This is a genomic window from Geodermatophilus sp. SYSU D01186, assembly GCF_054050215.1.
In genome coordinates this window covers 90,728-102,727 of sequence record NZ_JBJGYW010000016.1, presented here as the reverse complement: position 1 = coordinate 102,727, position 12,000 = coordinate 90,728, and the positions used below count along the sequence as shown (strand labels likewise).

At 74.4% G+C, this 12,000-nt stretch carries 12 protein-coding genes; 2 read left to right on the top strand and 10 right to left on the bottom strand.

Translation table 11 applies throughout. The features are described 5' to 3' along the window. Nucleotides 1-134 precede the first annotated feature (134 nt). From ACI784_RS13705 to pyrE, 7 genes are all read right to left on the bottom strand, one after another. The gene (locus ACI784_RS13705; RefSeq protein ID WP_457013838.1) at nt 135-728 is read right to left on the bottom strand and encodes a hypothetical protein; all 594 of its coding nucleotides are present in this window, start codon (nt 726-728) and stop codon (nt 135-137) included. A 133-nt stretch (nt 729-861) separates the two neighbouring features. Further along, nucleotides 862-1,284: a DUF3151 domain-containing protein gene (locus ACI784_RS13700; RefSeq protein WP_456922382.1), complete on the bottom strand. Its 423-nt coding sequence runs from the start codon at nt 1,282-1,284 to the stop codon at nt 862-864. 77 nt (nt 1,285-1,361) lie between these two features. Beyond that, a complete protein-coding gene (gene fbaA, locus ACI784_RS13695) occupies nt 1,362-2,396 on the bottom strand; it encodes a class II fructose-bisphosphate aldolase (RefSeq protein ID WP_456922381.1) in 1,035 nt (344 codons plus the stop codon). A gap of 76 nt (nt 2,397-2,472) precedes the next feature. After that, nucleotides 2,473-3,069: a pentapeptide repeat-containing protein gene (locus ACI784_RS13690; protein WP_456922380.1), complete on the bottom strand. Its 597-nt coding sequence runs from the start codon at nt 3,067-3,069 to the stop codon at nt 2,473-2,475. Further along, on the bottom strand, nt 3,066-4,418 hold the full coding sequence (locus ACI784_RS13685) for an FAD-dependent oxidoreductase (RefSeq protein WP_456922379.1): 1,353 nt from the start codon (nt 4,416-4,418) through the stop codon (nt 3,066-3,068). The genes ACI784_RS13690 and ACI784_RS13685 overlap by 4 nt, the downstream gene beginning before the upstream one ends. A gap of 4 nt (nt 4,419-4,422) precedes the next feature. Then, nucleotides 4,423-5,820 carry an FAD-binding oxidoreductase gene (locus ACI784_RS13680; protein WP_457013837.1) on the bottom strand — a complete coding sequence of 466 codons (1,398 nt, stop codon included), beginning with the start codon at nt 5,818-5,820 and terminating at the stop codon, nt 4,423-4,425. Between the two features lie 47 nt (nt 5,821-5,867). Then, nucleotides 5,868-6,470 (bottom strand): orotate phosphoribosyltransferase, encoded by a 603-nt coding sequence (gene pyrE, locus ACI784_RS13675; protein ID WP_457013836.1) that lies wholly within the window; start codon nt 6,468-6,470, stop codon nt 5,868-5,870. A 33-nt stretch (nt 6,471-6,503) separates the two neighbouring features. Here pyrE and ACI784_RS13670 point away from each other — a divergent pair, with 33 nt between their 5' ends. Further along, nucleotides 6,504-6,983 (top strand): TspO/MBR family protein, encoded by a 480-nt coding sequence (locus ACI784_RS13670; protein ID WP_457013835.1) that lies wholly within the window; start codon nt 6,504-6,506, stop codon nt 6,981-6,983. Here the strand turns inward: ACI784_RS13670 and ACI784_RS13665 are convergent. From ACI784_RS13665 to clpB, 3 genes are all read right to left on the bottom strand, one after another. Continuing rightward, on the bottom strand, nt 6,967-7,614 hold the full coding sequence (locus ACI784_RS13665) for a fasciclin domain-containing protein (protein ID WP_457013834.1): 648 nt from the start codon (nt 7,612-7,614) through the stop codon (nt 6,967-6,969). The genes ACI784_RS13670 and ACI784_RS13665 overlap by 17 nt on opposite strands. Before the next feature lie 121 nt (nt 7,615-7,735). Next, a complete protein-coding gene (locus ACI784_RS13660) occupies nt 7,736-8,422 on the bottom strand; it encodes a hypothetical protein (protein ID WP_456922374.1) in 687 nt (228 codons plus the stop codon). Nucleotides 8,423-8,764: 342 nt separating this feature from the next. Continuing rightward, nucleotides 8,765-11,350: an ATP-dependent chaperone ClpB gene (gene clpB / locus ACI784_RS13655; protein WP_457013833.1), complete on the bottom strand. Its 2,586-nt coding sequence runs from the start codon at nt 11,348-11,350 to the stop codon at nt 8,765-8,767. 202 nt (nt 11,351-11,552) lie between these two features. Between clpB and ACI784_RS13650 the strand changes: the two genes are divergently transcribed. After that, nucleotides 11,553-11,996 (top strand): MarR family winged helix-turn-helix transcriptional regulator, encoded by a 444-nt coding sequence (locus tag ACI784_RS13650; protein ID WP_456922372.1) that lies wholly within the window; start codon nt 11,553-11,555, stop codon nt 11,994-11,996. The last annotated feature ends 4 nt before the right edge of the window (nt 11,997-12,000 follow it).

Sequence of the window (12,000 nt, the reverse complement as noted above, 5' to 3'; positions counted from 1 at the left end):
CCGGGATCCCCGGCCTCGTCGTGCCCCGGAGCGCCCGGCGGTGTCCGGCCGCTCCCTGTGAGCCCGAGACCGCCGGCGTCGGCCCCCGGCCGCCGCTGCCCTCCCTGGATGCGCCCCGGGCGGGCAGTGGCACCTCAGGCGGCTGGGCGGACCACGCGCTCGAGCAGGTCGACGTGCCAGTCGACCTGCACCCGCCGGCCGGCGTGCCCGCCGGGCCGGACGAGGTCGAAGCGGGTGACGACGGCGCCGGCGTCGGCCCACAGCAGGGCGAGGTGCCCGGGCGCCGGGCGCGGGACGCCGGACCGGTCGTCGAGGTCCAGCTGCAGCTGGCGGCTGGGGGCCTGCCGGTAGAAGGCGCGCAGCCCCTCGGTGGCGGCCGCGGGCAGCTCGCCGTCGTCGGAGCGCCAGACCCGCAGGACGTCGGTGGCGGTGCGCAGCAGCAGCCCGCTCATCGGCAGGCCGAGGTTGTCGGTGCTGGTGTCGGTGAACTCCAGCTGGCGGGTCAGCCACGGATCGGCCTCGTCGTCCGGGGCGGCACCCCACGGCTTGAGCCGCTCCATCGCCTCGCGGCGGACGAGCTGGTGGTCGAGGTGGCGGTCCGCGCTCGGGTTCCAGCCGTGGGCGGCGTGGATCGCGGCGCTGACCGCCACGCCCGCCGACAGCGCCTCGTGGACCGCGAGCAGCAGCGGCCGCAGGCGGGCCACCACGGCTGCCGGCGTGTGCTCCACGGGGGTCAGTCTGCCGCTCCGGGCCGACAGCACTGCGGGCGTCCCCCGGGCTGTCTCAGCGGAGGCTGGGAACGCAGGAAACCTGCGCCCCCAGCCTCCGTTGCGCGTCAGGAGGGACGCCCGCAGAGGGGGGTCAGGCAGCGAGGCTGGGGTCGCAGTCGCGCAGCAGCTCGGTGAGGCGCTCCTGCTCGGCCGTCTCGCCGATCGCCTCGGCGGCGCGGGCCAGCACCGTCACGCAGCGCAGGAACCCCCGGTTGGGCTCGTGCGACCAGGGCACCGGGCCGTAGCCCTTCCAGCCGTTGCGGCGCAGCGCGTCCAGGCCGCGGTGGTAGCCGGTGCGGGCGTAGGCGTAGGCCTCGATGGTGTCCCGCAGCGCCCGCTCGGGCCGGTTCAGCGCCTCCTCGGCCAGCGCGGCCCAGGCCGCGCTGACCGTCGGGTGGTGCGCGGCGACCTCGGCCGGCGTGCTGCCGGCCGCGAGCTCGGCCTCGGCCTCTGGGTTGGCCGGCAGCAGCGTGGCCGGCGGCTCCCCGAGCAGGTTCTGGTGCGAGTGCGTCACAGCTCCTCCTCGCCGGCGCTCGTCGGACCTGCGCCGCGCGTCGCTCCGTCCATGCGTGACCTCGCGAGCTCGGTCACTCAGGCGCTCGGCGACTGGCCGGCCGACAGCAGGTCCTCGCACGCCTGGACGATGCGGGCGGCCATGCCCGTCTCGGCGGCCTTGAGGTAGCTGCGCGGGTCGTAGGCCTTCTTGTTGCCGACCTCGCCGTCGACCTTCAGGACGCCGTCGTAGTTGCTGAACATGTGCCCGGCGATGGGCCGGGTGAAGGCGTACTGGGTGTCGGTGTCGACGTTCATCTTCACCACGCCGTAGGAGAGCGCCTCGCGGATCTCCTCCTGCGCCGACCCGGAGCCGCCGTGGAAGACGAGGTTGAACGGCTTGCTGCCCTCGGCCAGGCCGAACTCCTTGGCGACGACGTCCTGACCCTGCTTGAGGATCTCCGGGCGCAGCTTGACGTTGCCCGGCTTGTAGACCCCGTGCACGTTGCCGAAGGTGGCGGCGAGCAGGTAGACGCCCTTCTCGCCGAGCCCCAGCGCCTTGGCGGTCGCGACGAAGTCGCCCTCGGCGGTGTAGAGCTTCTCGTTGATGTCGTGCGCGACGCCGTCCTCCTCGCCGCCGACGACGCCGATCTCGACCTCCAGCACCAGCTTGGCGGCGGCCGACTTCTCGATCAGTTCCTCGGCGATGTGCAGGTTCTCGTCGAGGTCGATCGCCGAGCCGTCCCACATGTGCGACTGGAACAGCGGCGCCTGGCCGGCGTCGACGCGCTCCTTGGACAGGGCGATCAGCGGGCGCACGTAGGCGTCCAGCTTGTCCTTCGGGCAGTGGTCGGTGTGCAGCGCGACGTTGACCGGGTACTTCTCGGCGACGACGTGCGCGAACTCGGCCAGCGCGACGGCACCGGTGACCATGTCCTTGACCCGGGTGCCCGAGCCGAACTCCGCGCCGCCGGTGGAGAACTGGATGATGCCGTCGCTGCCGGCGTCGGCGAAGCCGCGCAGGGCCGCGTTGACCGTCTCGGACGAGGTGCAGTTGATCGCCGGGTAGGCGAAGCCGCCCTCCTTGGCCCGGTTGATCATGTCGGCGTAGACCTCAGGGGTCGCGATGGGCATGCGAGGCACTCCTTGCGTCGGGATCGGCGCTTGCTGGCGGCCAGTATCCCGCCGCGCCCGTGCCCCGCGACACCCGCTACACCCCGCCGGGCTCCACCCGCAGCCCGAGCGCGGTCACCAGGGCGACCGCCTGGACGACGTCGATCCGCGCCCCGGCCAGCTCCACCTCCCGCGGGTCGACCCCGGCGAGGTCGGTGCCGCGCAGGTCGGCACCGGAGAGGTCGGCCCCGTGCCACTCGGCGGCGGAGAGGTCGAGGTCCCGCAGCGTCGCCCCGACGGCGCGCACCCCGGTCAGGTCGGCCTCCCGCATGCGGACGCCGGTGAGCGTGGCCTTCGCCAGGTCCGCCCCCGCCAGCCCGACGAAGGACCAGTCGCCGCCGGTGACGGTGAGCAGGTCGAAGCCGCAGCGCTCGAACCGGGAGCCGACCAGCTTGCAGCCGGTGAGCGTCGCCTGGGAGAACGAGCAGCCGGTGAACGTGCAGGTGAGGAACGCCGCGTCGGTGTGGGTGGAGAGGGTGAACCGGCAGTCCCGGAACACGCAGTCGGTGAAGACGGCGCCGTCGTCGGTCGTCTCCGAGAGGTCCACGGCGCTGAAGGTGACCCCGGTGTGCTCCTGGCCGGAGAGGTCGTCGCCGTACCAGTCCGCCCCGCGGACCTCACCCTTGGCGGTCACCCCCGCTCCGCCCGGCTGGCCACGCGCGCGGCGACGAGCACCGGGTCGTAGACCGGCGAGAACGGCGGGGCGTAGGAGAGGTCGGAGCCGGCGAACTCCTCGGCGGTCAGGCCGGCCCAGATGGCGGTGGCCATGACGTCGATCCGCTTGCCGCTGCCGGGGCCGCCCACGATCTGCGCCCCGAGCAGCTCCCCGGACCCGCGGTCGCTGACCAGCTTCACCGCCATCGGCTCGGCGCCGGGGAAGTAGCCGGCCCTCGTCGTCCCCTCGATCGTCTCGGTGCGGATCTCGTAGCCCGCTGCCTCCGCCTGGCTGGTGCACAGCCCGGTGCGGGCGATCTCCAGCTCCCCGATGCCGGTGAGGGCGGTGCCGAGCACCCCGGCGAAGCGCGCCGGCCGGCCGCCGACCACCGAGCCCACGACCCGGCCCTGCTTGTTGGCGTGGGTGCCCAGCGCGACGTGCGCCGGCTCGCCGGTCAGCCGGTGGAAGGTCTGCACGCAGTCACCGGCGGCGAACACCTCGGGGTGCGAGCGGGAGCGCTGGGTGCGGTCGACCTCGATGGCGCCGGTCTCCCCCAGCCGCAGGCCGGCGTCGCGGGCGAGGGCCACCTCCGGGCCCATGCCCAGCCCGAGGACGACGAGGTCGCAGGGGTAGCTGCCGGCGTCGGTGCGGACGGCCCGCACCACGCCGTCGGCGTCGGTCTCGATCTCGCGCACCGGCTGGTTGGGCTGGACGTCGATGCCCATGTCCCCGATCGCCTTGCAGACCCGCTCCCCCATGTCGGCGTCCAGCAGCGCCATGGGCAGGGGGTCGGCGAGCACGACGGTCACCGCCACGCCGCGGGCGTGCAGGACGTCGGCCATCTCGAGGCCGATGTAGCCGCCGCCCAGGACGACGGCGCGGCGGGCGCCGGCGGCGACCGCGGCCCGGATGGCGGCGCCGTCGGCCAGCCGGTGCACCCCGTGCACGCCGTCGGCGTCCAGGCCGGGCACCGGCGGGCGCAGCGGGCGGCCGCCGGTGGCGACGAGCAGGTGGTCGTAGCCCAGGGTCTGCCCGTCGGCCGTGCGCACCGTGCCGGCGTCGAGGTCGATCGCCTCTGCCCGGGTGCCGGTGCGGACGTCGATGTCCTGGGCGGTGAACTCGTGCCGGCTGCGGGCGATCAGCCGGTCCCGGTCGGAGACCACGTCCCCGACCCAGTAGGGGATGCCGCAGGCGGAGTAGGAGACGTCGGGCCCCTGCTCCAGGACGGTGATGGCCAGGCTCTCGGCCGGTCGCAGCCGCCGGGCCTGTGCCGCCGCGGACATGCCGGCGGCGTCCCCGCCGATGACCAGGAGCCGGTCTGCAGCCATGGGGTCAGCGTGTCAGGCGGCGCAGCACCTTGCCGGGGTTGAGCAGCCCGTCCGGGTCGAGCGCGGCCTTGATCGACCGGTGCACCTCCAGCGACACCGGGCCGACCTCCCGCTCCAGCCAGTCGACCTTGATCGCCCCGACGCCGTGCTCGCCGGTGATCGTGCCGCCGAGGGACAGGCCGAGCTCCAGGATGTCGTCGAAGGCGGCGAAGGCCCGCTCGCGCTGGTCGGCGTCGGTGGGGTCGAAGCAGATCGTCGGGTGCATGTTGCCGTCGCCGGCGTGCCCGACGACGCCGATGGTGAGCCCGCGCTCGGCGGCGATGGTGTCGCAGCCGTCGAGGAACTGGGCGATCCGCGAGCGGGGCACGGCGACGTCGTCGATGAGCGTGCTGCCCAGCTGCTCGAGCGCCGGCAGCGCCATCCGCCGGGCGGCCAGCAGCAGGTCGCCCTCGGCCGGGTCGTCGGTGGTGTGCACGAGGTCGGCGCCGGCCTCCCGGCACAGCTCGGCCAGCGTCTCCATCTCCCGGACGGCCGCCTCGCCGCCGGCGTCGGACTGGGCCACCAGCAGCGCGTGGGCGTCACGGTCGAGATCGGCGCGCAGCAGGTCGTCGACGGCGCAGATGCAGGTGTTGTCCATGACCTCCAGCAGGCTGGGCACCAGGCCGCTGGTGACCACCCGCTCGACGACCTGCCCGGTCTGCGCGGTCGTGGCGAAGGTGGCCACGAGGGTGACCGGCCGCTGCGGTGCCGGCCGCAGGGCCAACGTCGCCTCGGTGATGACGCCGAGGGTGCCCTCCGACCCGACGAACAGCCGGGCGAGGTCGTAGCCGGCGACGCCCTTGACGGTGCGCCGTCCGGTGCGCAGGACCCGCCCGTCGGCGAGCACGACCTCCAGGCCCAGCACGTAGTCGGTCGTGACGCCGTACTTGACGCAGCACAGCCCGCCGGAGTTGGTGGAGAGGTTGCCGCCGATCGTGCACCAGTCGTAGCTGGAGGGATCCGGCGGGTAGAACAGCCCGGACCCGGCGACCGCGTCCCGCAGCGCCTTGTTCACCACCCCGGGCTGGACGACGACCAGGCGGTCCGCGGGGGACACCTCCAGGACGGCGTCCATCCGGGTCATGACCAGCGTGATCGCGCCGTCGACGGCGTTGCTGGCCCCGGCCAGACCCGACCCGGCACCCCGGGGCACCACCGGGATCCCGTGCCGCGAGGCGATCTGCATGACCGCGACGACGTCGGCGGTGCTGCGCGGGAGGACGACGGCCGCCGGCGTCCCGGCCTCGGCGAGCATCGCCTGGTCACGGGAGTAGGAGGCGGTGACGTCGGGGTCGGTCAGCACGCTGTCGGCACCCAGGGCATCGGCCAGCTCGGCCGCCCACGCCGTCGTCACCGTGGTCATCGTCACACCGTACGACGCCGCGGCCGCGGGTCCGTCCTTCTCGGTGTTCAGTCCAGGCCGAGGTCGGCGAGGGTGAAGGCGGCGCGGTACTCCAGGCCCGCCTCCTCGACCGCGGCGCGGCCCCCGCGGTCGACGATGACCGCGACCGCGACCGGCTCGGCGCCGGCCTCGCGCAGCGCCTCGACGGCGGTCAGCGGGCTGGAGCCGGTGGTGGACACGTCCTCGACCACGAGGACGCTGCGGCCGTCGACGTCCGGGCCCTCGATCCGCCGCTGCAGACCGTGCGCCTTGCCGGCCTTGCGCACCACGCAGGCGTCGAGGAAACCCTCCCCCGCGGCGGCCGCGTGCAGCATCGCCGTGGCGACCGGGTCGGCGCCGAGGGTGAGCCCGCCGACGACGTCGTAGCGCAGGTCGCCGGTCAGCTGCCGCATCACCCGGCCCACCAGGGGCGCGCCCTCGTGGTGCAGGGTCAGGCGGCGCATGTCGATGTACCAGTCGGCCTCCTGCCCGGAGGAGAGCGTGACCCGTCCCTGCACCACGGCGAGCTCGACGATCAGCTCCAGCAGGCGGTCGCGGTCGGGCAGGGCGGCCCCGCCCCAGGGGCCCGTCCCGAGGGACGAGGGGCGGGGAGGGGCGGGGTCCTTTTCCATGCAGCCGACCCTACTGACGGCCACGATCGGGGCATGTCGCTTCCCCGGACCCGCCTCGTCGCCGCGGCCGGGCCGCTGGCCGCCGCCGTCCTCGGCGGGCTGGCCACCGACCCCGGCAGCCGGTGGTTCCGCCGGCTGGACAAGCCCTCCTGGTACCCGCCGCCGCAGAGCTTCGGCATCGTCTGGACCGCTCTGTACGCCGGGATGGCGTGGGCCGCCGGCGAGGTCCTCACCCGCAGCAGCGACGGCCGGCCGTTCGCCCGGGCCTACGCGCTGAACCTCGCGCTCAACGCGGGGTGGTCGCCGCTGTTCTTCCGGGCCCACCGCCCGTGGGCCGCCACGGCCGAGTGCGCCGTGTTCACCGTCTCCACGGTCGACCTCGTCCGCCGGGCGGCGGCAGTCAGTGGCCCGGCGGCGGTCGTCCTGGCCCCCTACGCGGGATGGACGGCATTCGCGACGGCGCTGACCGCGGCCATCGCCCGGAGGAACGGGGCCGTCACGCCGGCGGGCTGAGCACCTGGTCGATGACGTAGACCGTCGCGTTCGCCGTCGGCAGGTTGCCGCAGACCACGGTGGCGTCGGTGCTGCCGACGAGGGTCTGCTCGGCGCTGATGGTGAACGACCCACCGGAGCCCTCGATGGTGACCGGGTCGCCGCTGAGGGTGGCGTGCGTGCCCGCCAGCTCCTCCGGCGCCAGCCGGCCGGGGATCACGTGGTGGGTGACCAGCTCGGTCAGCCGCGGGGTGTCGGCCAGCAGGGGCTGCAGCGTCTCCGGCGGCACCGCCTCGTAGGCCTGGTTGATCGGCGCGAGGACGGTGATGTCCTGGGTCGTGTTGAGCGGGTCGACGAGGGTGGCCGCGTGCACCGTGATCATGAGGTTGGACAGCGGCGGGGCCCCGGCGACCGCGGTGGCCAGCGGGGCGCCGGCCATGGCGGCGATGCTGCCCTCACCCTCGGGCGGGAACGCCCCGCACCCGGTGCCGATCGGCCCCGTGGCGGCCGGGGCGGCAGAGGTGGGAGCCGCCGTGGCGCCGGGGGCCGGGGCGGCGTCCTCCGCGGCGTCCCCGGAGCCGCAGGCGGCCAGCGGGACGGCCAGCGCCGACGCGGCGGCGAGCAGGGCGCGGCGGGCGGGGGTGTGCGTCACGGGACGGAGCTCCTTCGCAGTCGACCGCCGGCCATTCTCCCCGGACCGCCGGGTGCCCCCCGGGACCGGCGCGGCCCGGCCCCGGCACACCGCATCGGCGCGCCGGGGCCGGGCCCGGCCGTCAGCGCAGGCCGGCGGCGCGGCGCCGGCCCATGGCCCGGTACCACTCGTTCGACGGCGGCCGGGCCAGCAGCACGACACCGGCGATGACCACCAGCATCTGGCAGACCGACAGCGCGGTGAGGAAGCCGGTGGTCGGCTGCGCCAGCGCGGACAGGCCGCCGATGATGCCGAGCCCACCCAGCACGAACAGGATGATCCGCGCCCAGTTGCGCCCGTTCCAGGCGAACCAGATGAACAGCGCCTCCAGCGCCACGAACAGCAGCCCGATGACGGCGCTCACGGTGATGACGGCCTGGACGGCGTCCTCGGAGACCGTGACGCCCTCCCGCGCCAGCTCGGAGTCCAGCAGGGTGTCGATGCTGGCGAAGGTGACGATCGCGCCGACGAGCCCGATCAGCAGGTTGGCGACGAAGGCGCCGATCCCGAAGCGCACGCTGTCGGGGCGCGGCGGCGCCTCCTGCGGCGCGTACCCGGGAGCCGACGGCGCGGGGGCGTAGCCGTACTGCCCCGGCTGCTGCCAGCCCTGCTGCGGCTGCTGCCACCCGGGCGGAGGCGGCGCCTGCCAGCCCTGCTGCGGCGGGGCCTGCCAGCCCTGCTGCGGCGGCTGCCAGCCCTGCGGGTCCTGGCCGCCCTGCTGGGGGTCCTGACCGCCCCACCCACCCTGGCCGCCCTGCCCTGACGTCATCTGTGCTCCCGTCGTCGTCCCCCGGTGTCGGCGGAGATGATCACCCACCGCCGAGTCCCCGAGCCACCCCTCGACGTGTTTCGAGACCGGATCGGTAGGGACGACGACCGGCCCACGACGACAGCGCCGGCCTGCCGGCCGGCACCGCGGCCGGCTGCCGTCCCCCCGGCGCGCGGAGCCCGCACCCGCGGACCCGGCGGGAGGCGACCACACCGTCGGCCTGCCGGCCGACACCGCGGCCGGCTGCCGTCCCCCCCGGCGCGCGGAGCCCGCACCCGCGGACCCGGCGGGAGGCCTCCGGCCTCCGCACCGGGTCCACGGTGGTCGTGCAGGGCGCGGCGCTCAGCCGCGGCGGACGATCAGCCCCTCGACGGCGAGGTCGTCCGGCGCGTCGACGACCACCTCGTCGCCGTCCCGGATGTCGCCGGCCAACAGCGCCTTGGCCAGCTGGTCGCCGATCGCCGACTGCACCAGCCGGCGCAGCGGCCGGGCGCCGTAGACCGGGTCGAACCCGTTGATCGCCAGCCAGTCCCGCGCCGCGTCGGTGACCTGCAGCGTGAGCCGGCGAGCGGCCAGCCGCCGCGCCAGGACGCCGACCTGGATGTCGACGATCCCGGCCAGCTCCTCGCTGCCCAGGGCCCGGAACACCACGACGTCGTCCAGCCGGTTGAGGAACTCCGGCTTGAAGTGCTGCCGGACCACCTCGAGCACCGCCTGCCGGCGCCGCTCCTCCTCCACCGACTGGTCGGCGATCACGTGCGAGCCGAGGTTGGACGTGAGGATCAGGATCGTGTTGCGGAAGTCGACGGTGCGGCCCTGGCCGTCGGTGAGCCGGCCGTCGTCGAGCACCTGCAGCAGCACGTCGAACACGTCGGGGTGGGCCTTCTCGACCTCGTCGAGCAGCACGACGGTGTAGGGCCGCCGCCGCACCGCCTCGGTGAGCTGACCGCCGGCCTCGTAGCCCACGTAGCCGGGCGGAGCGCCGACGAGCCGGGCCACCGAGTGCTTCTCGGAGTACTCGCTCATGTCGATGCGGACCATCGCCCGCTCGTCGTCGAACAGGAACTCCGCCAGCGCCTTGGCCAGCTCGGTCTTGCCGACGCCGGTCGGGCCGAGGAACAGGAACGAGCCGGTCGGCCGGTCGGGGTCGGCCACGCCGGACCGCGCACGACGCACGGCATCGGAGACGGCTCGGACGGCGTCGGGCTGGCCGACGACCCGCTGCCCGAGCTCCTCCTCCATGCGCAGCAGCTTCTGGGTCTCGCCCTCCAGCAGCCGGCCCGCGGGGATGCCGGTCCAGGCCTGCACGACCTCGGCGATGTCGTCGGGGCCGACCTCCTCCTTGAGCATGGAGTCACCGGCCTCGACGGACGCCTCGGCGTCGGTCAGCGCCTTCTCCAGCTGCGGGATCCGGCCGTAGCGCAGCTCGGCCACGCGGGCCAGCTCGCCGTCCCGCTCGAACCGCTCGGCGTCCAGGCGCGCCCGCTCCAGCTCCTCCTTGATCTGCTGGATGCGGACGATCGCGCCCTTGTCCTGCTGCCACCGGGCGGTCAGCTCGTCGAGCTGCTGGCGCTTGTCGGCGAGGTCCGCGCGCAGCGCGGCCAGCCGCTCCACCGAGGAGGGGTCGTCCTCCTTGGCCAGCGCCATCTCCTCGATCTCCAGCCGGCGGACGGCGCGCTCGACCTCGTCGACCTCGACCGGCCGGCTGTCGATCTCCATGCGCAGCCGGCTGGCGGCCTCGTCGACCAGGTCGATCGCCTTGTCCGGCAGGAACCGGGCCGTGACGTACCGGTCCGACAAGGTGGCGGCGGCGACGATCGCGGCGTCGGTGATCCGGACGCCGTGGTGCACCTCGTAGCGCTCCTTGAGGCCGCGCAGGATGCCGATCGTGTCCTCCACGGAGGGCTCGCCGACGAAGACCTGCTGGAAGCGCCGCTCGAGGGCCGGGTCCTTCTCGATGTGCTCGCGGTACTCGTCGAGCGTGGTCGCCCCGACCATGCGCAGCTCGCCGCGGGCCAGCATCGGCTTGATCATGTTCCCGGCGTCCATCGCGGAGTCGCCGGTCGCGCCGGCACCGACGATGGTGTGCAGCTCGTCGATGAAGGTGACGATCTCGCCCTCGGACTCGGTGATCTCGTGCAGGACGGCCTTCAGCCGCTCCTCGAACTCACCGCGGTACTTCGCGCCGGCCACCATGCTCGCCAGGTCCAGCGCCATCAGCCGCTTGCCCTTGAGGCTCTCGGGCACGTCGCCGGCGACGATCCGCTGGGCCAGGCCCTCGACGATCGCGGTCTTGCCGACGCCGGGCTCACCGATGAGGACCGGGTTGTTCTTGGTGCGCCGGGACAGCACCTGCACGACCCGCCGGATCTCGGTGTCGCGGCCGACCACCGGGTCGATCTTGCCCTCGCGGGCACGCTCGGTGAGGTCGACGGCGTACTTCTCCAGCGCCTGGAAGGTGCTCTCCGGGTCGGCGGTGGTGACCTTGCGGTTGCCCCGCACGGTGCGGAAGGCGGCCAGCAGCGCGTCGCGCGTGGCACCGGCGCTGCTCAGCACCGTCGCGGCCTCGCCGTCGGAGCTCGCCAGGCCGACCAGCAGGTGCTCGGTGGAGACGTACTCGTCCCCGAGCGCACTGGCCTGCTCACCGGCGGCGTTGAGCACCCGCAGCAGCTCGCGCGACGGCGAGGGCGCGGGCACGGTGGCCCCGCTGACGCTGGGCAGGCGCCGCAGCGCCGCCTCCGCCTTGGCGCGGACGTCGGAGACGTCGGCGCCCACGGCCTTGAGCAGGGGCCCGGCGATGCCGTCGGTCTGCTCCAGCAGGGCGAGGAGCAGGTGCAGCGGCTCGAGGGCCGCCTGGCCACGGTCGACCGCCAGCCGCTGAGCAGCGGCGATGGCCTCCTGCGAACGGGTGGTGAGCTTGCTCTGCATGGTGGGTGCAGCGGTCCTCTCGGCGTGGGGTCGGCCGGGGCTCGGCCGTGGTTCTCGTCCCGTCCAACGTGGACGAGGTTGAGTCTGTTCCACTCAATCTCGCTGCGCGCCCCTGGTGCACGCACCGGAGGTCCTCACCCGCCCGTGTCGATCCTCGGCAACCCCCCGTGGCGGCCTGGCCAGGACGCCTAGACTCCCGGGGATGACGCGTCTGCCGGCACCGAGCGCGGTCCTCGAGGACCAACTCTGCTTCGCGCTCTACGCCGCATCCCGGGCGATGACGGCGCGGTACCGCCCTCTGCTCGACGCGATCGGCCTCACCTATCCGCAGTACCTCGTGATGATGCTGCTCTGGGAGACCGACAACCAGACCGTTGGCCAACTGGGCGCGCGGCTGTCCCTGGACAGCGGCACGCTCTCCCCGCTGCTCAAGCGGCTCACCTCCGCCGGCCTGGTCACCCGCCACCGCCGGGTGGAGGACGAGCGCTCGGTGTCCATCGCCCTCACCGACGCCGGCCGCGCGCTGCGGGACGAGGCCGAGTCCATCTCCGGCGAGATCATCTGCGCCCTCGACCTGGACCGCGAGGAGTTCGCCGAGCTCAAGGCGAAGCTGCAGCTGGTCACCGAACGGGTCAGCGGGGGCTGAGCCG